The organism is Clostridium sp. D46t1_190503_E9 (assembly GCF_015555225.1).
In the GTDB taxonomy this organism is placed as follows: domain Bacteria; phylum Bacillota; class Clostridia; order Clostridiales; family Clostridiaceae; genus Clostridium.
Map to the genome: position 1 here is coordinate 90,316 of NZ_JADNKB010000008.1, position 20,890 is coordinate 111,205.

Here is a 20,890-nt window from a genome sequence, read left to right on the forward strand (position 1 = left end):
TCTCCTAAAACATAAAATTTATTAATTAGTATTATACAACATATATTCATTATTTCTAGAATAATATCTAAATTTACTTTATGAAATACTTCTTTATTATCCATCTTTTTATATAATTACTTCCGATATTTATTAAAATAAAAATCCACAGTATTTATTTACCATGGATTTTTAGTATTATTTTTATATTAAGTTCTAACTATATTTAAAAGCACTTCTCATTATCTCGCTATTTTACCCACTCCATAGCTTACTAGATTTTCCACTTCTTCATTTGTTACCAGGTTTGCATCTCCATAAATTGTATGTTTTAAAACAGATGCTGCAACAGCAAATTCACAAAGATACTCAGGAGACTTATTATTTATAATGCTATATAGAACTCCCGCAGTTAAGGCATCCCCTCCACCTACTCTGTCCACTATATCATCTATTGTATGTATTTTTGAAGAAAACAAAATACCATTATTATAATAATTACATTGCAGAGTATTTACTGTTGATGATTTTATTTCTCTAAAAGATGAAAAAATATGCTTTATATTAGGATACTTTTTTGAAATTTCATCATAATAATATTTTAACTTTTCGTATTTATCCTCTAAATCACATTTCATATTCAATATATTTTCTGCATCTAATATACCACCTGAAAAAATATTAACATATGGTAATAATTCTTTGGTAACTTTGCTTGCTTCTTCTAAGCTCCACATTTTTGCTCTGTAGTTTGAATCATAACTAACTAAAATATTGTTTTCCTTACAATATTTTAATATCTTAAAAGTTAACTCTCTTGTTTTTTCTGAAACAGCTAAAGTTATACCTGAAACATGAAATATATCTATTCCTTTTAATGCTTCTTTTATATTTATATCTTCTTCTAAAATTGATCCAAAGGCTGAATCTAATCTATCATAAATTACTTTTGATCCCCTATTTCCGCTTCCAACTTCTAAAAAATATATTGGAGTCCTCTTATTACCTCTAGCTATAAAACTAGTATCTATAGACTTCGATTTTAGATAACTAAGCATCCCATCTCCCAGACTATCATTAGAAATCTTAGTAATCATTCTAGCACTTATTCCAAAGTTAGCTAATGAAATTAATACATTAGCTTCTCCTCCGCCATAGTTTACATTAAATTCATTTGAATTTGATAGTAACACGCCTTTTTTACTTGATAACCTTAAAAGTATTTCTCCTAAACCAGCAACCTTCATATTAAATACCTCTTGCTTTATCAAACTTTTCTATATACTTTTTACATGTAGATTCTATTTCATCAAAATCTCCTGCTTCTCCAAGTTTATTTAGTTCTCCACCTATACCAACTAAATCTACACCAGCTTTTGCCCAAGATTCTATGTTATCAAGGTTTACTCCACCAGTTACCATAATATTAGCATGTGGAAGTGGTGCCTTTACTGAACTTATATAACCTTGTCCAAAAGCATTCCCTGGGAATAACTTAACTACATCTACTCCACTTTCATATGCAGTTACTATTTCATTTATAGTCATAACTCCTGGTATATATGGTACATTGTATCTATTGCAAAGTGTTGCAGTATCTTTATTAAATGATGGTGAAACTATATATTGTGCTCCTGCTAATATTGCCATTCTTGCAGTTTCAGAATCTAAAACTGTTCCAGCTCCAATTACAACATCATCATTTTTATCATATTTTTCTGAAAGCTCTCTTATTATTTCATTTGCAAACTTATTTGTATATGTTACTTCTATAGCTTTAACATTTCCCTTAATACAACTTTCTGATATTTTAACCCCAATTTCTTTTGTTGTTCCACGAACTACAGCAACTACCCCACACTTTTTTAAAGCATTTAAAATTCTTATTTTAAACATAATAAAATCTCCTATAAATTTTATTTAATATTTTTATAAACAATCCTATGTGTCTTTATATGCTTTTAAATAAGAAATCAATACTTAAGAATTATAAATTATAACAAAATTTCTTATACTAAGCATATAATCTAAGTTCTACAAAGCAAAACAATCTCAATTATTATTGTCCATTATTAATTGTTCCTTACTCCATATATCCACCCTTCATTGGTGAAACTGCTTTTTCTGAGAATATCTTTAATATTCCAGACTCATATTTATTTGCTCTTGGCTTCCAAGATTCTTTACGCTTAACAAGTATTTTATCTATTTCATCTAAATCTACTCGTTCTCCATTAATACCAACTATTTGTAATATTCTCTTTTCTATATCTATTTCAATTAAATCATTTTCTTCAACTAACGCTATTGGTCCTCCGACTGCTGCTTCTGGTGAAACATGTCCTATAGCTGGACCTCTTGATGCTCCTGAAAATCTTCCATCTGTAATAAGAGCAATACTTGCAGATAATTCTTTGTCAGATGAAATTGCTTCTGTTGTATAGAACATTTCTGGCATTCCGCTTCCCTTTGGACCTTCATATCTAATAAATACTGCATCTCCAGGTTTAATTTTTTTAGATAATACTGCTTCAATTGCCTCTTCTTCACTATCAAATGGTCTTGCTTTTAAAATAGCTTTATGCATTTCTTTTGGTACAGCTGAATGTTTAACAACTGCTCCTTCTGGTGCTATATTTCCTTTTAATATAGCAATAGCTCCATTTTTACCTATTGGATCGTTGTATGGTTTAATAATATCTTCTTTCTTTAAACCAGTTTCTTTTAAATATTCATTACATTTTTCATAGAATCCATTTTTCTTTAAATCTTCTAAGTTTTCGCCTAAAGTTTTTCCCGTAACTGTCATTACATCTAAATGTAATAAATCCTTAACTTCTTCCATTATTGCTGGCACCCCACCTGCATAGTAGAAATACTCTGCTGGCCATTTACCTGTTGGACGGATATTCAATAAATATGGTGCATACCTGTGTATTCTATCAAAACTTTCTGCATCTATATCTACTCCAAACTCATGAGCTATTGCTGGAATATGAAGCAATGAATTTGTTGATCCTGAAATTGCCGCATGAATTATAATTGCATTTTCAAAAGATTTAGCTGTAACTATATCTCTTGCCTTTAAATTCTTCTTAGCTAATTCAACTACTTGCTTTCCTGCTTCTATTGCTACATTTTCTAAGTCTTCACAAGTTGCAGGCATAACTGCACTTCCAGGTAACATTAATCCTAATGCTTCAGCCATAATTTGCATAGTTGCAGCAGTTCCCATAAATGAACATGAACCAGCTGATGGACATGCATTGTTTTTATAATAAGTTAATTCATCTTCAGTAATTTCTCCGCGCCTTTCCATAGCACTATAAGTTCCTATTTGCTCCAATGTTAAAAGATTTGGACCTGCCTTCATTACTCCACCAGTAACAACTATTGAAGGTATATTAATTCTTCCTATAGCCATTAAATGAGCTGGAACACCTTTATCGCAACTTGTTATAAATACTCCTCCATCAAAAGGTGTTGCATTAGCATGAATTTCTATTAGTGATGCTATTGTATCTCTAGATGCTAATGAATAGTTTATTCCATCATGCCCTTGCGCCATTCCATCACATATATCTGTTGCAAAGAACCTTGATGCTCTTCCCCCTTTTTCGCCTACTCCCATAGCTGCATTGTTTGCAAATTTAAGTAAGTGAATGCTTCCTGGATGACTATCTCCAAAGGTACTTTCGACTATTATTTGTGGTTTAGACAAGTCTTCTGAAGTATATCCCATTCCCCTTCGGAGTGGATCCATTTCTGGAGCAATTTTTCTAATATCTTGACTAATCATTATTATTCTCCTTGCTTAACAATCTATTATTTAAACATAGCTCGGATAATGGATAATCCATTGTCCGAGCCTGTAGCTGTTCTTTTATACTTTATTATTTAAGTTCTGGCCAATATCCTTCATTAGCTTCAATTAAATCATCTAAGATTTCTTTTGCTACTTTTGCACTTGGTACTGTCTTAGATAAAGTAAGAGCCTGCCATAACTTTTGATAACTTCCTTCTATCCAACCTTCAACAACTAATTTTTCTACTGCAACTTGTTGTTCCATAAGACCTTTTTCAAATCTTGGTATAGTTCCTTGAACTAAAGCTTCTGGTCCGTTGCTACCTACTATACATGGAACTTCAACCATTGCTGTTGGATCAAAGTTTTCAATAGCACCTTTATTTTCCACAATGCATAACATTCTTTCATGTGTGTTATATGCAATTGCTCTTGCTAAGTCAACTATAAATGATGCATGGGCATCTATATGGAATTCTCCACCTTTTGCTGTTCCAGCCTTAACTATTTCTCTTGCTGCACTAAATACATTCTTTTCTCTTCCATTCATTACTTCATTTGCTCTTGTATATTCTGCATTAGAATGTTCTACAACATAATCTGGATATAGATAGTATTTTAAGTAAGTGTTTGGTAAGAAGTTTGGATCTAGAGCTATTAAATCCTTTGCTTTCTTATGAGTTTCTTGCCAACTTGGTTCTGTATGTTGAGTATCTACTTCAACTTGATTTAAATAACCGTTTTCAGAAACATATTCTCTTAATTTTGGCATTAAATCGTTTCCTTGTTTATCTCTAACACTTGTCCACCATCCAAAGTGATTTAATCCAAAGTAGTTAACTTCTAAATCTGCTGGAGTTAATCCAACTATTTGAGACATACGACGTAATGTTCCAACTGGCATATCGCAAATATTTAATACCTTTGAATTTGGTTTTAACACACGGCAAGCTTCTGCAACTATTGCTGCTGGGTTAGAGTAATTTAGCATCCAACAATTTGGAGAATACTTTTCCATAAGATCGATTAATTCCATCATTCCACCTATTGAACGCATTCCATATGCTATTCCACCAGGTCCACAAGTTTCTTGTCCAACAACTCCATATTTTAAAGGAATCTTTTCATCCTTTTCACGCATTTCATATTTTCCAACTCTTATATGTGCCATACAGAAATCTACATCAGTAAATGCTTCTTCAGGATCTGTTGTGTATGAAAACTCTATTTCAGGTGCACTTTCTTTTAATAATATTTCAAGTGCTTCACCAATTACTTCTTGACGTTCTTTATCATTATCATATAATTTTAACTTACGTAAAGGGAAACGATCTACATTGTCTAAAAGCATCATTACGATACCTGGTGTAAATGTGCTTCCTCCTCCTGCTATTACTATAGAAAACTTTTTGCTTGTATCCATAAAATTAGCCACCTTTCCTATTACAACTTATTAAATCTAATCATTTTATTTTAAAATTAGTCTTTTTTTCTTACTTACAAGCTCATTATAGACCAGTAAAATGTAATGGTAAACAGTTTCGGTGGCCAAAGAAACATGTTACCCTATGTTGTAACATGTTCTCTTAAAACATTTAATTTCTTATTATTTTTCAATAAATTTCTATAAATATATTACTGAAAAACATAAGAAAATATATAACTAAATATTTGAGTATGTTATTATATAATTATAAAAAGTTTACATATGATAGTTTTTAAAAAAGGAGGCTTATCAGTGGAGATATTTTTAATTCTATTTTTAATTGCATTAGTCATTTATAATACTGTTTACTCTATTCCTAATAAACTTAATAGATACGAAGAAAAAATGCTTCTTCATTTTAAAGAATTAAATCTTAAAATAAATCGACTTGAAAAAATGATATCTGATAACAATAACAATTAAAGGACTGCCTCAGCCAGTAATACAATGTAGAATGTAGAATTTAAAATTTAAAAATAAGGTGTATTTTATGCTGAAATACTTAAATTTATATTATTTAAAAACTACTTTCAGTAGTTTTTATCTTCATTCTAAATTTTGAATTTTTAATTATTGTCCTGCTCCATTATTGTTCTTCTTACTACTCTACATTAATATGATTATTTAGTGCTTCACTATTAGATAAATTATCTCTCTTACTTGTTAAAAGGCATACCAAATCTAGAACTATGTGAACGGCTTGATCAAATAAAGAACTTAATAACTGTATTGATCCGCCTTCACCATCACCTTTCACCTTTCCTGGTACTTCTAAAATAATATCTGCTATTTCACCTAAAGGAGATTTTTTCTTACTTGTGACTGCAATGACTTTTAATCCTAAATCCTTTGCTGACTTTGCATTACTTAAAGTATTTTTTGTAGTTCCAGAACCAGATATAGCTATATAAATATCACCTTTTTTTAAGGCAGGGGTAATAGTTTCCCCCATAACATATGATTTATAACCTATATGCATCAATCTCATAGCAAATCCTTTTGCTTGAAACCCGCTTCTACCTTCTCCATCAACAAAAATTGAATAGTTTTTATCAATAGTATTCACCATTTTTTCAATATCTTTTTCATTAACATTTAATACTACGTTATTTACTTCTTCTAATATTTCCTCTCTTATATTCATAAAAGTGCCTCCTTAATTTCATTTAAAGTCTTAATAGGATCTTTAGATGCTGTTATTGTAGATCCTATAACTATTATATTTATATCTTCATTTTTCAAACTTTTAATAATATCTAAGTTTATACCTCCAGCTATAGCAATATTTCTTATGCTCGGAAACTTAAGTTTAAAATCTCTTAACTCATCTATAATATTATTTTTGTTGCTTTTATCTACAGAAGTATGTAAACAGTAAATTGCTTCATCAAATCTTGATATTTCTTTTATTTTTTCATATGAACATTCAATCAAGTCAATCATCATTTTTTTATTATATTCTTTTGAAACATCATAACACTTTTGTAGTGTTTCCAAAGAAGAACTTCCCATAACAGTTAAGATATCAAACCCTTGATTATATCCCATAGTAAACTCATAAGCCCCTTCATCATTTGTCTTAATATCTCCTAATATTAATGACTTATTTGCTTTTAAAGTCAATTCTTTCAAATTTAAAAGTCCATAATCCTTTATTATAGATGTTCCAATTTCAATTATATCGGCAACACCATTGAACTTTTCAACTAACTCTATTGCCTTATCTAGACCCACTCTATCTATAGCAACTTGTACCTTCATTGTATACCTCCCATATATGTTTTAATTAATATTTTACATAATTTAAGCTAATACTATATTAAATATTTAATACACTTTTTTAAGTAAATTAACCAATTTAAAATATATATTATTTAATTTTTAATATATAATAAATTTAAAATATTATCAGAAATAGGAGTGACCAATTTTAGCCACTCCTAAACTTAAATAGATTTTAATTTACTTCTATTCCAAGATATTCATCCACGCTTTTTCTTACTCCAGTAACTCTTAAACCATAAATTACTTGTACGTTTTCACCTTTTATTACAACACCATTTGCTGCAGTTTCATTTTTTAATAAAGCTTCATTAACTAATGATGAATCCTTTACTATTAATCTTAATCTTGTAAAACAGTTATCAACCTTTACTATATTCTCTGTTCCACCAAGACCTTCTACTATTATAGGTGCTAATCCTGCATTGTCAGCATCCTTGCTTCCAGTAGCAGTTGCTGAATTATCCTTAGTTGAATTTTTTTCTTTATAATCACTCTTTGTATAAAGCTTTGTATCTCCATCTTCTTCTCTACCTGGAGTTTTTAGCTTAAATTTAGCTATTACAAATCTGAATACTACATAATAAACTACAAATTGTCCTAAACCAACTAATATATACATTGGCCAGCCAGTTTTTTCTATTCCAAGTGGAAGATTATATAATAAGAAGTCTATTAATCCATTTGGTCCTATTGCTGTAACTCCTAAAACGTTTAATACAACCATTCCTAGTCCACTTAATACTGCATGAATTACGAATAATACTGGTGCTACAAACATGAATGAAAATTCTATTGGTTCTGTAACCCCTGCTAAAATTGATGTAACAGCTGCTGGAATTAATATTGCCTTTATCTTAGTTTTGTTCTTTGGTAATGCTGTGTGGTACATAGCTAAACATGCACCTATTAGCCCAAACATCTTTGAAAGTCCTCTAGCATCCCAAATTACTGATGCTGAAAGCTTAGCTATAGTTGGATCAGCCATTTCTGCAAAGTATATGTTTCTAGCTCCTTCAAATACTTGTCCACCGATTTCAGCAACTCCGCCTAATGAACTATATAAAAATGGAGTATAAACTAAGTGATGTAGTCCTGTTGGAATTAATAATCTTTCTAAAGTTCCATATGTGAAGATACCGAAATTACCTGACCCTTGTATAAACTCCCCAAGATTATTAATAACATTTTGCACTGGTGGCCATACATAGCTAAATAATATTGCTAAACCAACTGTTACTGGTATTAAAATAATAAATACTAACCTTGATCCACCATATATTTGAAATGCTCCATCAAACTCTTTTTCACAGAATTTATTATGAATATATGCAACAACGATTCCTAATATAATACCTAAGAAAACTCCCATATCTAGTATTTGCACACCTAATACAGTCGTTTGTCCACTTCCTCTTAACGCATCTGCTGGTGCTAGTTTTTCAGTTAATGTTAAAAATATATTCATTGCGTTTATAAATACTAAAAACACTAATAATGATGTGAAACCTGCTTCTGCCTTCTTCTTTTTAGCAAGTCCTACTGCTAAACCTACACAAAATATAATACCTAAATTAGTTAATATTGAAACTAATGACCCTGATAACATCTTTCCAAGTCCATATACAACGTCATTCTTTAAAAATGGCAAGTACTCTGCTAACTTTGCATTTGTTAAAATGTTACCTATTGCAATTATTATACCTGCTATAGGTAATATTAAAACAGGTACGAACATTCCTTTAGAAAAGTCTTGTAGTTTGTTCATTATCTTTTCTTTCATTTTTTTACCTCCATTTATCATCTTTTCAGAAATCATTTACATTTTCATTATAATAAGTGTCAATTTATCTGTATATAGATTTTACCCTCAAAAAAACGTGTTACCCAATTAGATAACACGTTACTTAGAATCACTATTTTTTCGTTTATAATATTCATATATTAATAATTCAACTAATACTAACACCTTTGGAAAGAATGTATTTGGCATTAAGTTTCTATCATCTAGTTTGTTTGCGTCATCAATTTTAAAACTTATATCTGCAAGTCTACTTATACTATTTTCTCTTTCATTTGTGAAGGCTACCACCTTAATTCCATGTTCCTTTGCTGTCTTAACCTTATTTAAAACCATTGGAGTTTCTCCTGATTTTGAAATAACTATAATTGAACTTATGTAATCTAAGTTATTCTCAAAAACTCCAATTGAATCTGTACCATTAGATAATATACACCTTTTTCCCATGACTAAAAGTTTCTTATTAATATATTCTGCTACAATTCCTGAAAATCCATTGGCATATATAAAAATAAATTTATTATCATCATTAAATAAAATATCTACAAATTTATTGATAGAATCACTAGAATTTTCTTTTAAAAGACTATCCATATCTAAGCTATCAACAAAGTCTCTTTCATTATGATTTTCTCCTAGCTCATTGCCCTTTAATGATGCTAAATTGTATTGCATTTCTAAAAAACCAGAGTAACCAAGTTTTTTAGAAAGCCTCATTATTGTGGATGTTGATGTATAATTATTTTTTGCAATCCCTCTAACGCCTAATTTGTTTACATCCTCTATATTATCTACTATATAATTTAAAACTTTTACTTCAATTTCAGTAAGTCCCTTATTCTCAGTAAACTTAGATAAATCCATCATATATCCCTCCATTATTTATAACTATTATACAGTACTTTGATAATTTTTTCACTATATTCATTTTTTCTTATACTGCACTACACTTTAAGGGATTATATTTTTATTTTATTTGTTAATTTTTCTATTGCCTCTTCCATTCTTTTTACTTTAGTTTCTTCTTTTCTTGCTGAAGTTATCCATTGAAAATACTTTCTTTGTTGTGAATAAGATAAGCTTTCATAAAATTTATATGCATCATTATTTTTAATAAGTTTTTCTTTAAATTCTTCTGGTAACTCTACCTTTCTTTCTTCTTCATCTTTCTCCAATTCAACTGTTATAATATCACCATAAGTTTTACCTATTTTACTTCTTATTTCTTTTGTTATTCCTATCATATAGCAAGGTAATCCCATTTTTACTATTGATCCTCTATAATCTACACCATCAAATTTTACTTTAACCTTTACCCTCTTAGCTCCGAACTCTTTTTCAACATCTATAGGAACCTCTATATAAGTGGCATCTTTTCCTTCGTGCTTCTTTATTTCTGAATCAAATTTATACTTCTTCATGTTTTTTTCTCCTATTTTTTAATTAAATTAGGTATACTAAAATTCGAATAAAATTATAATACTTTTTAATCTCATATTAGTACATACTAGTATTATTTATAATAGTATACATAATAAATTTAAAATTATTAAGTAAAATCTATGTTCAACTAATAATCTACATAAATAATAATCTTAAAATACATTTCATATTATATCTGATATAATGTATAAACAACAATAACTATAGGAGATTTTATGAATACAATACATAAAAATTTTTCACTAACTAAACTTGGTGGGTTAAATAATTCAAATTATCTAATGACACTACAAGATTCAAAATATGTTTTAAGAATTCCAAGTAAAGATAACACTAATAATTTTTATAATGAAAATGAAATTTTAAACATAATTAAGCCTTTTAATATTTCTCCTAATATACTTTATCATAATAAAGATACTGGAGTCTTGTTAAGTGAATTTAAGGAATCTAATAAAATTAATATAGAATTTTATAACTCACATGTTTTTATTGATAGCTTAATACATACATTAAAAAGGTTACATCGATTAAAATGTAGTAATTATTTTAATCCTTTTGATATAATTGAAAGAAATGTTAAGTTTTTAATTAGTTCAAATTTTCTCTTTAATCATGATATAAATTTATTAATGGAAAAGCTAAATTCCTTAAAAGATAATTTAACTAAAGAATATCATTTGGGATTGTGCCATAATGATTTAAATACATCTAATATTTTATATAATAAAAACTCTATCTATCTTATTGACTTTGAATTTTCCGCAATGGGAGATATATTTTTTGATTTAGCTACTTTATCTTGGTTTTTAAATGAAAATATGAAAAACGAATTGATTAAAAGTTATTTTGGTTATTCTTCAAAATATCTAAATGAAAAGTTAGAAGGTTATCTTTTTGTAGTTAAACTTTGGAATGCAACTTGGAGTTTTATAAAATCAATAAATAGTACTTCTGATTATGATTATAAACTTGGAGGTAATATGATATTAGACGATTTGATAAATTCTTTATAAAATCGTCTAATTAACTTCATTATTTATTATTTACCTTTTTCTTCATGCCTCTAATAATATTTTTCTCTTCTTTAGAAACTTTTAAAGATTCACAGATTTTTTGTAATGATTTATTGTATGTAAAATAATCTAAGTTGTTTTCTTTTAGATAATTGAAAGTTATCTCACTAAACTTCACATAACAAATAGAAATTGCCCAAGCAACAGCCATTTTAACATAATATCCATCATGCTTTATTTTATCTAAATTACTTAAGACAAGCTCAATATACTCTTCCTCAACATAAAAATTTAATAGCATTACTACCGCAAACCTTACTTCAAATTCATCACTTGATGAAAGATACTCTTGTAAAAAATTCCACATTCTTTCTTTATTTTTACTAGTAATTTTTAGGCCATTGCAAAAGCTATCACAAACAGACCAATTATTGATTTTGGGTACATATTTTCTAATAAGACTTATAATTTCATCTATATCAATATTATTAATATATCCAATTACCATACCTTGTAACATTACTTCTTCAAAGTAATCATCCCTTGCATTATTCAAGTAACTTTTCCAATCTTCTTTAGCAATACTTTTTGCAATTTTTCTTAATGCTGGGAGCCTAACTCCAAGTATATTTTTAACTCCTGGTAAAAGTTTCGAAGAAAAATTTCTATAATCTTCTTCTGACAAATTTATAAGTTCCTCTCTTATTGTTAAAGACATATTTTCATCCATATCAAACGCCAAAGTATTTCCCCCTTATCTATTAACTATTCAATTATCACTAGTAAATCTGAATATTTTTGTGTTCTATTTCTAATAGCATTTCTTTCATTTCCAAGCCTCCAGCATATCCAACTAAGCTTTTATTTTTACCTACAACTCTATGACATGGTATCATTATTAATATTGGATTCTTATTATTTGCCATTCCAATAGCACGAGCTGCTTTAGGATTACCTATTTTTTCTGCTATTTCCTTATATGTTCTTGTTTCTCCATAAGGTATCTTAATTAGCTCATTCCACACTTTAACTTGAAACTCTGTTCCTTCTAAGTCAAATGGAATACTAAAATCTTCTCTACTTCCAGATAGATATTCATTAAGTTGACTTGCTGCCTCTTTAATTAATTTAGTTTCTTTTACCTCTATATCTTTTTCAATCTTTAATTTATCTTTTATATAAATATTTGTAATACCTTTTCCATTATCAGCTATTCCAATTTCTCCAATTATAGTCTCATAGTAAAAAATACTTTTCATATAACTCCTTCACATCTATTTTATAAGCAGATTCTTAATTATTTTATACGATAACTCATAGGACTCATCCCTTCAACTTTCTTAAAATTATCATAAAAAGTTGATAAACTCCTATATCCACAATCATAAGAAATTTCAGTAATTGATTTGTCACTAGCTTTCAAAAGTTCCTTAGCTTTATCAATTCTAATTTTAGAAATATATGCTTTAGGTGTTAAGCTAAAAGTCTTATTGAAAACTCTTATTAAATGACTTTTAGCTATATGAAGACCTTTTATCTTAATATTAATAAGCTCTTCATCAAAATAATATTTATCATAAATCTCCTTCATACTATTAGCAATATTAGTAATCGGATTGTATTCTATTAAATCAGGTCGACATCTTTTACAAGGCCTAAATCCACTTTCAATTGCACTTTCAGTGGTAGAAAAAAATTCTACATTTTCTTTAACTGGATTTTTAGATTTACAAGATGGACGACAAAATATTTTTGTTGTTTTAACTCCATAAAAAAAATCCCCATCATATCTTAAATCATTCTCTATAACAGCTTTCCATTTTTCCTCCTTATTCATATATCTACCTCCATTAATAATTTATCATAATACTTAAAATATTTCTTACAGATTTTTATCTTCTAATTTTAATATAAATTATATTAAAATCATGATATTTTTTATCTTATATAAATATTATTATAATTTATTCAAAATAAAAAAAGTACTGATTAACAAAAATCAATACTTTTTTAGCAGAATTAATAACTATATATTGTTATTATTTTTAGGACTATCTACTTAATATATAATTAAAGAAAGTAATATTTAAATAGTCTAGGCAGCAGATCTAATGAAAGACTTCATACTAATATGATATTCAATTTCTCTTTCCAGTTCTTTAGCTTGCTTAAACCCTAAGCCCTTAAAAAGATTTTGTGATCTCTTATTAATCTTTTTAATTTTAGCTACAACATATTCAGCCCTCATATCAAAAAAAGCTACTTTTAAAGCTTCGAGTACAGCATTATGCCCTATTCCCTTTCCCCATAAATCTTTTTCACCTACTGCAATAACTATTTCTACAAACTCACCTTTTGGTACTAGTCGTAAAAATCCTATTGCGCCATATATATTTTTTATAATAAAAAATCTACAATTATTATTAAAAAGATGAGTTAAAATAGGCATATTTACCCTATTTATAACGTTAATTAAATTTCGCTTTACATTAATGTCTTCATTTAAATAACTTGTTATTTCCTCATCACTAAGCCAGTTACATATTTTCTCGGCATCTGATATATATACTTCTTGGCTTAGATTCACACTATTTACTTCCACAAAGTACAACTCCTTAGTTATATTTATATAGCTTGCAAACTTCATGAATTAATTATTACTAGTAATAATCATATATTACTCCCTTTATTAATTTAAGTAAAAAGTGATTTTCTTCGTTGCTTAAGTTTAACTCATCTTTTTTATTCTTTTCTTATTTTTCTAGCATTTTTCCACAATGTTTATATTTTCCATTAATAGTATTTAATTTCCATTTAAAGTTATTAAAAGTATTTTTCTGGTACTTTAATATATTTAACTGCATCTATTTATAAATTCCTTAAATATATTAAACTGCTCTTCATAATCTTTATATAAATGTTCCGGATGCCACTGTACCCCTAATACAAACTTTCTATCCTTAATATAAATGCTCTCTATAACTCCATCCTCACTTATTGCAGCATCAGTTACATTAGGAGAAACATTCTTTATAGCCTGATGATGCATACTATTTACCATTATTTCTTCTTTTTGCATAATATCAAATAGTAAAGAGTTCTTTTTAACTATTACCTTATGACTTGGCTTATTATAAGGTTTTTCTTGCCTATGAATACTATCTTTATTATTATTTCTATCTATTTTTATATCTTGGTATAAAGAGCCCCCTAAATATGAATTTAAAAGTTGAAAACCTCTGCATATTGCAAGTAATGGCTTATCTATAGTTAATATTTCCTTTAACAAACTTTTTTCCATCTTATCTCTTGCAACATTTATACCTCCACAATGAGCCAATTTCTTTTCCTTATATATTTCAGGATTAATATCTTGACCACCAGCTAATAAAAATCCATCAAATTTATTTGCCAAAGTCTTTATATCTTCTTCGTTATCTATAATTGGTAATATGACAGGGATTCCTCCTGCATCTGTAATTGCATCTAAATATGACGGTAACATCCAAATACTTTCTTTTTCATCATCAAAAAGTGCTGTAACTCCAATAATAGGCTTATTCATATTATCATCTCCTTCTATGAACTATTTCATTTATTAACAATATTAACACTTTTCTTATAATTATATGTTATAAAATTAAAGTCTGCTATGATACAGTTAAAAATAAGAATATAAAATGAAGATATCTTAGTAATAAATACTACTATATCTTCTATTTTTACATTCTAAGATTAATAAGCTCATGTACCATCTGCTTTATATTTCAAACTTACTGGATAACCTCAAAATATTTCTTCTTTTTATTTCATCTAAGCTATCAATAAATCTCAATAATTTTTCATGCCATTCCTTTTCACTTTCAGTTCCATAATCACTTTCTACATCTTTATCTCTCGGCAAATACTTAATTAATAAAGCAATTTCAAAATCATCTAAAGCTTTAAAGACTTCAGTAAACTCATACTCAAATATACAATCTGCCCCTAGTAAATCTACCAAATCAGTTAAACTATGAATGTCCTCTTTAATAATTTTTATTTTATCCTCTACATTACTACAAGTTCTAACTTCTTCAGAAATATTTCTAAATATACTATTTTCAACACTTTTTCTATCTTGATATTTTATAGTTTTTTCTTTTTCATTATTAGGAGTGATGAATATTCTATCAATTTGATTTATATCTCTATTAAGTTCATGAGAAATTTTTACAGAGGCATTATTTAAATAGTTAACTAAATCTAAATCATCTGCATCGATTAAAAATTCAATACAAATTCTTTCTACTGCTAATAATATTTCTTTTTTTATTTCTTTCTCTGATAAATTTATAAACCTCTCTTTAAGATATAACTTTTCATATGGTGTTATTCTTAAATTACTAGCTTCTTTATTTAAGAAAACAGAACCAATAGAATTTGTTAATACTAAATCAAAAATATTAATTAATAGATGATATGATTTTTTATCATATCCATTTAATAAATCTTCTATTTCTATTGTATTGAAGTTAGAACAAAACTTGTTTTCTAAATTTAGTTTCTTTAAATAGTTCTCTATATATTCAATACCTACTAAATTCATATTATCATTAGATAATGGATAATCTATAGATCCTGGAGTTTCATGACTTCCATATCTAATATCATATTTTTTAAAAAACAGTGGAATTCCATAATCAATAGTGTCATTATAAGCATAATTTTTTATTATTAATTTTGTTTTTTGTACACTACTTAATAAAGATATGCAATCATCAAATTTAACTCTCAATAATTTTTCACCTTTGTTGAATATTTCCTTGATACTTTCTTCTTTGAGTATCTTTATAGCTTCATTAGCATTAGAGTTATTCTTTATAAATAAACTAATTGTATAATATATTGACGATAATAAGCTTTCTGCTACCTCAACCCTAACAGATGAACTTGAATCCATTGTATAATAAGTTACAATATCTTTTAAAATATTCATAATTTGAATTTGTACTTTTTCAAAATCTTCTTTATCTAATAAATTGTTATTATATGAATATTGTAATAAAGATTGGAAATAATTCTCTTGATTTAATATTTCATCTGCTCCTTCTTTATTATTTATAATTAAATTACTCATTACTTATCCTCATCTTCATCCATATTAAAATAGTCAGCCACTCCATATTTTATATTGTGGGCAATATTATCTAGATATTTATATTTTAGAAGGTCTAATGACCCTTGACATTCATTATCAAAATAATTCTTCATTAAGTTTATTAATTCATCATCACCTATTTCATCCATAGTCTCATTTTTATAATAATAAAAGGCTTCTATTATATCATCTATTGTTTCGATATAATTATATTGAGAAATATAAGGGGAATCACAAAATGCTAGTATAATTTTTTGAATTAATCCTCCACTAAATTCTACTCTTCCAGTTTTAATAAGTGATTCTTTTCTAGTTTCTAAAATTATTTTTATATCCTCTTCTGAAAGTTTTAATCCGTAGTGTAGAGTTTCATCATTACATTTTTGAATTTCTAAAAAAGTTTGTTTATTTATATAGGAATCTGGAATAGATATAATATTATTTTCCATAAAATAACCTCCAAAACTTTTTATTTTTATATTGACTTTCTTTTTTGAATATGATATGATTTAATTATATATACTAATAAATAATATAGTAGAATATTATTCTAACATTGTCTATTTCTGTAGTCAATGTTATTTTTATATAATCATATATCTTTTCTTAATAATACTTTCTTTTTTATCTATTTAAATTCTCAATCTTAGTTAAATATCTATTACTATTATTTTTTATAGCTAAAATAGTAATTTTTCTATTTTCTTCTGATTTTAATCTGTTCTTCTACAAATTTTCTTCAGTTTACATTTGTTGCAATTGAAAATTTTTTCTTATATAATATAAAACATCTCATTTTAAATAAAGTATAAATTTATTTAAAATATTCTAGGAAGGTACCGCATTATGATAAATTACAATAATAAGAAATATGTATGCTTACTAGACTTTGCAATGGATTTTATAAGAGGTAAATGGAAATCTCTTATTTTATGCCATCTTTATGATGGCCCAAAGAGATTTTTAGAACTTCAACGCTTTGTAAAGGGAATAAGTCACAAAGTATTAACTGAAAATTTAAAAGAACTTGAAATAGATGAGTTAGTTATTAAGATGAATTATGATGAAACTCCTCCTAAAGTTGAATATTATTTAACTGAAAAAGGAAAAGAAATTACTAAAATTATAAAAGAGCTTGAAGTCTGGTCTGAAAAGTATTATCCAAATATCAATAGAAATCCCTAAGCACTATCTTACGAATAATAAATATCTATATTATTTTTTTACATTAAAAAATATGACTCAAAATTATATACAATATCATATAATAATTAGAACTCTTATTGGAGGTATATATTTTATATGAGTAATAATGATTCATTTGATGATATTGAAGAGTTTATAAAAAACTTGGATATAAACCTTGCAGAGCTCGAACGAACTGGCGCTACATTTCTTTCAGTAGGATATGCTTTTTTTGCATATGCTGCAAATGTTGATATACATGATTTATTAACTAATAATAATACTGATGTAGCTTCTGCTGAAATCACACTACAAGGTCAACAACTCGTATTATTAGGCTATATTTTCTTATGGGTCGTAGCTATAAAAAGAGTTTATTCTAGAAATTTAAGAACAAATAATATGGAAGAAAATGTTAATATTTCTCCATATATAAAGTTAGCTAACGCCTATCTCTTAAGTACTTATGCAAACACATTAAGGCTTGAAGCTTTTACGGAAATAGCTAACTCTGAAGAAAATGGAGAAAAAAATGAAGAAGGAAATGAGGAAGTTATTGAATAACTAAATCAATTATTATTATAAATACTTAGTAATTTAAATTGATTTATTATTATCCATACTTCCTATTTTTTTAATAAAAGTAGACATATGTAAATATAATTAATATACTATCTTTAATCATTGCTTTCAGATTTTCTCTCCAACTCATTCCATTTGTTATTCATTTGATCCCTTAAGTTTTCTATATCTGAACTTGTAATATACTCTTGAACAAAAGAATAATCTAATCCTGATAATCTTCTTAAAGTTTCATACCATTCCCGAATCTTTCTATCTTCTTCTGTTTGATTTTTTATAGTATCACCATGTATATCTATTGGAATATTATATGCTTCCAACTCTTTTATTAAATCCCTGTTTCTCAAGTTTTCTTTCAAAGGAGATAATATATTTACCGCATTTGCATAACGATCTTCTTCAAATAAAAACTTTAGGAATGCTTTTGATAACTCTGGGTATTTTGTGTTTTTAGCAACTCCGATCTTATAATCTCCATAAACTTTTATGTATTTACTATCTGGTAATGGAAACATGCCTATATCATCCATATTCATTCCTATATCTTCTAGTTGATATTTAAAATCTGAATTCCAAAATATCATAGCTACTTTTCCATTTTTAATGTCTACCTTACTTTGTTCCCATTCATAATTTAGTAAATTGTCTTCACAATAATTATTTTGATAGATGTTTCTTACAAAATTTAAAGCTCTAAAAATCCCGCTATTGTCACTTAAAATATCCTCATTATTTAAGATTATATTTTTTTCAAGTTTCACATCGAATAAATATGGTGCTACATCTATCCAAGTATTCATAGTCCAAACTTGCTTATAGTTTAATGCAATTGGGATTATTTTATTATCTTTTATAGCTTTACATAAATTTAAAAATTCTTCATTAGTCTTTGGGAGTTCATTTATGTTTAATTTTTTAAATACGCTTTTATTATATATAATTCCGTTCCATGAAATTGATGTAGTTAAGTTGTAAAGCTTACCATCGCTACCAATACCGGTGCTATAATTATATATATTATCTTCTGTGAATCCTAAATCATCCAAATCCAAAAAAAACTGAGAATATTCACTTGCTTTTATAGCACTAGGGATTAAAGTTACATCTGGCAGTTCTTGAACCATAGCTCTTCTTTGAAGAATCTCTTCTGCATCTCCTATTAATTCTAAGTTCACCTTAACCTTTGGATGCTCTTCCTCAAACTCTGATATTAAAGTTTTAAGTTCTTCTTTTTTATCAATTCTATTACTAACAAATGTTATTTCTCCCGCTAATTCTTTATTCTCATTTTTTAAAATATTCCCTTCAGCTTTATCTTCTTTAATAATTTTAACTCCAAAAAAAGTAGTTATAATAGCCATGATTACCATGATAGAAATCTTTATTTTTTTATTTTTCATTGACCTAACCTCTTTCATAAAATAATGGATTCTAATTATTTCTAAAGCTATTTGGTGTATATCCTGTTACTTTTTTAAAAGCCCTTCCAAAAGTTATTGCATCATTATACCCTACCCTTACTGCTATCTCATAAACTTTTAAATTTGTTGTTACCAATAATTCTTTTGCAATCTTTATCCTGTATTCAGTTAAAAATTCATAAAATCCTTCTCCAACTTCTTTTTTAAATAATTCAGATAGATAATTTTGGCTTAAAAAAACCTCATCTGCTACCTCCTTAAGAGATATATTTTTATTAAAATTATTTATTATGTATTGCTTAGCAAGTTTTATAACAGTTAAATTTGTATTAATATTACTCTCTTCTTCAATAACTTTATTTTCATCTGATAATTTTAATAAATATTTTCTTGCTTTACTTTCATAATATATTGTATTTCTAATTTTTCTAAACCTTATTGATTGGTCCTTTAACTTATATAATTCATCAGTTTGCTCCATTATATAGACATTTATATTTTTCTCTACAAATATTTTCACCTCATTTTCAATGTAATTGTTTACTCCTTCATCAAAAGCACTTTTAGTGATATCTAAATAAAACACTATATATGAGTTTCCTTCAAAATTAAAATATATATATTCAATATAGATACATCTAGTAACAATATTTTTTATATATTTTTTCAATAATTCTTTTTGTTTTTTTGCATTCTCGACTATAATAAGCTTGTACATATAATTTTCATTAAGCTGTATATCTTCTAAAAAGGACTTATCGCTTCTATAATTCCATTCAGAATTTGAAAATAATATATGTCTAAAAAAATCTTTTTTTAATATCTCTATTGATTTATTAAATATATTATCTTGCTTTGTATTCTCTTTAATTTTAACTTCTGCTTCAGAGATTACTTTTTTTAATTCATCTTGTTTAATAGGCTTTAATAAGTAATTAAACGCTCCAAATTTCATAGTATCTCTTACATAAGTAAATTCATCATATCCACTTAGCACAATAAATAATGGAGGATTGTCTATCTCTCTTACTGATTTTTCTATTAACTCACTTCCAGTCATTATAGGCATTTTTATATCAGTTATAACTAAATCTATTTTATTATTTCTTAGATATTCGAATGCTACTAATCCATTCTGAAATTCTGATAAAACTTCATACTCTGGAAATAGCCTATTAATTATTTTCTTTAATCCTAATCTAATAATTTTATCATCATCTACTATCAATATCTTCATCTTTACACCTACT

Annotated in this window: 22 protein-coding genes; 4 read left to right on the forward strand and 18 right to left on the reverse strand. The window is 27.0% G+C overall.

Annotation, left to right across the window (positions count from 1 at the left end):
• Positions 1 to 221: 221 nt before the first annotated feature.
• The 4 genes from I2E83_RS10765 to I2E83_RS10780 all read right to left on the reverse strand — a co-directional run bounded on the left by I2E83_RS10765 (position 222) and on the right by I2E83_RS10780 (position 5,207).
• On the reverse strand, positions 222 to 1,226 hold the full coding sequence (locus tag I2E83_RS10765; protein WP_195429757.1) for a sugar kinase: 1,005 nt from the start codon (positions 1,224 to 1,226) through the stop codon (positions 222 to 224).
• Position 1,227: 1 nt separating this feature from the next.
• Positions 1,228 to 1,875, reverse strand: coding sequence for a bifunctional 4-hydroxy-2-oxoglutarate aldolase/2-dehydro-3-deoxy-phosphogluconate aldolase (locus tag I2E83_RS10770; protein ID WP_195263004.1), 648 nt, complete (start codon positions 1,873 to 1,875; stop codon positions 1,228 to 1,230).
• A gap of 187 nt (positions 1,876 to 2,062) precedes the next feature.
• Positions 2,063 to 3,778, reverse strand: a complete 1,716-nt coding sequence (gene ilvD / locus I2E83_RS10775; protein ID WP_195429758.1) for a dihydroxy-acid dehydratase — start codon at positions 3,776 to 3,778, stop codon at positions 2,063 to 2,065.
• Between the two features lie 94 nt (positions 3,779 to 3,872).
• A complete protein-coding gene (locus tag I2E83_RS10780) occupies positions 3,873 to 5,207 on the reverse strand; it encodes a 6-phospho-alpha-glucosidase (protein WP_195263002.1) in 1,335 nt (444 codons plus the stop codon).
• Positions 5,208 to 5,522: 315 nt separating this feature from the next.
• Here I2E83_RS10780 and I2E83_RS10785 point away from each other — a divergent pair, with 315 nt between their 5' ends.
• A complete protein-coding gene (locus tag I2E83_RS10785) occupies positions 5,523 to 5,693 on the forward strand; it encodes a hypothetical protein (RefSeq protein ID WP_195429761.1) in 171 nt (56 codons plus the stop codon).
• Positions 5,694 to 5,871: 178 nt separating this feature from the next.
• Here the strand turns inward: I2E83_RS10785 and hxlB are convergent, their stop codons facing one another.
• From hxlB to I2E83_RS10810, 5 genes are all read right to left on the reverse strand, one after another.
• Positions 5,872 to 6,414 carry a 6-phospho-3-hexuloisomerase gene (gene hxlB, locus I2E83_RS10790; protein WP_195429763.1) on the reverse strand — a complete coding sequence of 181 codons (543 nt, stop codon included), beginning with the start codon at positions 6,412 to 6,414 and terminating at the stop codon, positions 5,872 to 5,874.
• Positions 6,411 to 7,031: an orotidine 5'-phosphate decarboxylase / HUMPS family protein gene (locus I2E83_RS10795; RefSeq protein WP_195263000.1), complete on the reverse strand. Its 621-nt coding sequence runs from the start codon at positions 7,029 to 7,031 to the stop codon at positions 6,411 to 6,413. The genes hxlB and I2E83_RS10795 overlap by 4 nt, the downstream gene beginning before the upstream one ends.
• Before the next feature lie 196 nt (positions 7,032 to 7,227).
• Complete coding sequence (locus I2E83_RS10800) at positions 7,228 to 8,835, reverse strand: PTS transporter subunit EIIC (RefSeq protein ID WP_195262999.1); 1,608 nt, start codon at positions 8,833 to 8,835, stop codon at positions 7,228 to 7,230.
• Between the two features lie 120 nt (positions 8,836 to 8,955).
• Positions 8,956 to 9,717 carry a MurR/RpiR family transcriptional regulator gene (locus I2E83_RS10805; protein WP_195263015.1) on the reverse strand — a complete coding sequence of 254 codons (762 nt, stop codon included), beginning with the start codon at positions 9,715 to 9,717 and terminating at the stop codon, positions 8,956 to 8,958.
• Between the two features lie 95 nt (positions 9,718 to 9,812).
• Positions 9,813 to 10,274 carry a YdeI/OmpD-associated family protein gene (locus tag I2E83_RS10810; RefSeq protein WP_195262998.1) on the reverse strand — a complete coding sequence of 154 codons (462 nt, stop codon included), beginning with the start codon at positions 10,272 to 10,274 and terminating at the stop codon, positions 9,813 to 9,815.
• A gap of 237 nt (positions 10,275 to 10,511) precedes the next feature.
• Here I2E83_RS10810 and I2E83_RS10815 point away from each other — a divergent pair, with 237 nt between their 5' ends.
• The gene (locus tag I2E83_RS10815) at positions 10,512 to 11,312 is read left to right on the forward strand and encodes a choline kinase family protein (protein WP_195429765.1); all 801 of its coding nucleotides are present in this window, start codon (positions 10,512 to 10,514) and stop codon (positions 11,310 to 11,312) included.
• 19 nt (positions 11,313 to 11,331) lie between these two features.
• Here I2E83_RS10815 and I2E83_RS10820 read toward each other — a convergent pair whose 3' ends face one another.
• From I2E83_RS10820 to I2E83_RS10850, 7 genes are all read right to left on the reverse strand, one after another.
• Positions 11,332 to 12,030, reverse strand: a complete 699-nt coding sequence (locus tag I2E83_RS10820; RefSeq protein WP_195429855.1) for a DNA alkylation repair protein — start codon at positions 12,028 to 12,030, stop codon at positions 11,332 to 11,334.
• Between the two features lie 61 nt (positions 12,031 to 12,091).
• Positions 12,092 to 12,571 (reverse strand): methylated-DNA--[protein]-cysteine S-methyltransferase, encoded by a 480-nt coding sequence (locus I2E83_RS10825; protein WP_195429767.1) that lies wholly within the window; start codon positions 12,569 to 12,571, stop codon positions 12,092 to 12,094.
• Positions 12,572 to 12,609: 38 nt separating this feature from the next.
• Positions 12,610 to 13,149: an Ada metal-binding domain-containing protein gene (locus tag I2E83_RS10830; protein WP_195429768.1), complete on the reverse strand. Its 540-nt coding sequence runs from the start codon at positions 13,147 to 13,149 to the stop codon at positions 12,610 to 12,612.
• Between the two features lie 258 nt (positions 13,150 to 13,407).
• Positions 13,408 to 13,914 carry a GNAT family N-acetyltransferase gene (locus I2E83_RS10835; RefSeq protein ID WP_195262994.1) on the reverse strand — a complete coding sequence of 169 codons (507 nt, stop codon included), beginning with the start codon at positions 13,912 to 13,914 and terminating at the stop codon, positions 13,408 to 13,410.
• Between the two features lie 252 nt (positions 13,915 to 14,166).
• Complete coding sequence (locus I2E83_RS10840; RefSeq protein ID WP_195262993.1) at positions 14,167 to 14,877, reverse strand: gamma-glutamyl-gamma-aminobutyrate hydrolase family protein; 711 nt, start codon at positions 14,875 to 14,877, stop codon at positions 14,167 to 14,169.
• 195 nt (positions 14,878 to 15,072) lie between these two features.
• Positions 15,073 to 16,431: a DUF6179 domain-containing protein gene (locus tag I2E83_RS10845; protein ID WP_195262992.1), complete on the reverse strand. Its 1,359-nt coding sequence runs from the start codon at positions 16,429 to 16,431 to the stop codon at positions 15,073 to 15,075.
• A complete protein-coding gene (locus tag I2E83_RS10850; protein WP_195262991.1) occupies positions 16,431 to 16,901 on the reverse strand; it encodes a DUF6323 family protein in 471 nt (156 codons plus the stop codon). The genes I2E83_RS10845 and I2E83_RS10850 overlap by 1 nt, the downstream gene beginning before the upstream one ends.
• Before the next feature lie 397 nt (positions 16,902 to 17,298).
• Between I2E83_RS10850 and I2E83_RS10855 the strand changes: the two genes are divergently transcribed.
• Positions 17,299 to 17,637: a helix-turn-helix domain-containing protein gene (locus I2E83_RS10855; RefSeq protein WP_195262990.1), complete on the forward strand. Its 339-nt coding sequence runs from the start codon at positions 17,299 to 17,301 to the stop codon at positions 17,635 to 17,637.
• 117 nt (positions 17,638 to 17,754) lie between these two features.
• Positions 17,755 to 18,201 carry a hypothetical protein gene (locus I2E83_RS10860; RefSeq protein ID WP_195262989.1) on the forward strand — a complete coding sequence of 149 codons (447 nt, stop codon included), beginning with the start codon at positions 17,755 to 17,757 and terminating at the stop codon, positions 18,199 to 18,201.
• A 113-nt stretch (positions 18,202 to 18,314) separates the two neighbouring features.
• On the opposite strand, the gene I2E83_RS10865 is transcribed toward I2E83_RS10860, so the two are convergent.
• A complete protein-coding gene (locus I2E83_RS10865) occupies positions 18,315 to 19,619 on the reverse strand; it encodes an ABC transporter substrate-binding protein (protein ID WP_243241967.1) in 1,305 nt (434 codons plus the stop codon).
• Between the two features lie 31 nt (positions 19,620 to 19,650).
• The gene (locus tag I2E83_RS10870) at positions 19,651 to 20,877 is read right to left on the reverse strand and encodes a response regulator (protein WP_195262987.1); all 1,227 of its coding nucleotides are present in this window, start codon (positions 20,875 to 20,877) and stop codon (positions 19,651 to 19,653) included.
• Positions 20,878 to 20,890 lie beyond the last annotated feature (13 nt).

What these genes read in the sequence shown, in the direction of transcription:
- I2E83_RS10850 (WP_195262991.1), bottom strand. Translation starts at nt 16,901, where the DNA reads ATGGAAAATAATATTATATCTATTCCAGATTCCTATATAAATAAACAA.
- hxlB (WP_195429763.1), bottom strand. Translation starts at nt 6,414, where the DNA reads ATGAATATAAGAGAGGAAATATTAGAAGAAGTAAATAACGTAGTATTA.
- I2E83_RS10845 (WP_195262992.1), bottom strand. Translation starts at nt 16,431, where the DNA reads ATGAGTAATTTAATTATAAATAATAAAGAAGGAGCAGATGAAATATTA.
- I2E83_RS10795 (WP_195263000.1), bottom strand. Translation starts at nt 7,031, where the DNA reads ATGAAGGTACAAGTTGCTATAGATAGAGTGGGTCTAGATAAGGCAATA.
- ilvD (WP_195429758.1), bottom strand. Translation starts at nt 3,778, where the DNA reads ATGATTAGTCAAGATATTAGAAAAATTGCTCCAGAAATGGATCCACTC.
- I2E83_RS10840 (WP_195262993.1), bottom strand. Translation starts at nt 14,877, where the DNA reads ATGAATAAGCCTATTATTGGAGTTACAGCACTTTTTGATGATGAAAAA.
- I2E83_RS10825 (WP_195429767.1), bottom strand. Translation starts at nt 12,571, where the DNA reads ATGAAAAGTATTTTTTACTATGAGACTATAATTGGAGAAATTGGAATA.
- I2E83_RS10870 (WP_195262987.1), bottom strand. Translation starts at nt 20,877, where the DNA reads ATGAAGATATTGATAGTAGATGATGATAAAATTATTAGATTAGGATTA.
- I2E83_RS10860 (WP_195262989.1), top strand. Translation starts at nt 17,755, where the DNA reads ATGAGTAATAATGATTCATTTGATGATATTGAAGAGTTTATAAAAAAC.
- I2E83_RS10800 (WP_195262999.1), bottom strand. Translation starts at nt 8,835, where the DNA reads ATGAAAGAAAAGATAATGAACAAACTACAAGACTTTTCTAAAGGAATG.
- I2E83_RS10830 (WP_195429768.1), bottom strand. Translation starts at nt 13,149, where the DNA reads ATGAATAAGGAGGAAAAATGGAAAGCTGTTATAGAGAATGATTTAAGA.
- I2E83_RS10865 (WP_243241967.1), bottom strand. Translation starts at nt 19,619, where the DNA reads ATGAAAAATAAAAAAATAAAGATTTCTATCATGGTAATCATGGCTATT.
- I2E83_RS10765 (WP_195429757.1), bottom strand. Translation starts at nt 1,226, where the DNA reads ATGAAGGTTGCTGGTTTAGGAGAAATACTTTTAAGGTTATCAAGTAAA.
- I2E83_RS10780 (WP_195263002.1), bottom strand. Translation starts at nt 5,207, where the DNA reads ATGGATACAAGCAAAAAGTTTTCTATAGTAATAGCAGGAGGAGGAAGC.
- I2E83_RS10855 (WP_195262990.1), top strand. Translation starts at nt 17,299, where the DNA reads ATGATAAATTACAATAATAAGAAATATGTATGCTTACTAGACTTTGCA.
- I2E83_RS10815 (WP_195429765.1), top strand. Translation starts at nt 10,512, where the DNA reads ATGAATACAATACATAAAAATTTTTCACTAACTAAACTTGGTGGGTTA.
- I2E83_RS10805 (WP_195263015.1), bottom strand. Translation starts at nt 9,717, where the DNA reads ATGGATTTATCTAAGTTTACTGAGAATAAGGGACTTACTGAAATTGAA.
- I2E83_RS10810 (WP_195262998.1), bottom strand. Translation starts at nt 10,274, where the DNA reads ATGAAGAAGTATAAATTTGATTCAGAAATAAAGAAGCACGAAGGAAAA.
- I2E83_RS10770 (WP_195263004.1), bottom strand. Translation starts at nt 1,875, where the DNA reads ATGTTTAAAATAAGAATTTTAAATGCTTTAAAAAAGTGTGGGGTAGTT.
- I2E83_RS10820 (WP_195429855.1), bottom strand. Translation starts at nt 12,030, where the DNA reads ATGTCTTTAACAATAAGAGAGGAACTTATAAATTTGTCAGAAGAAGAT.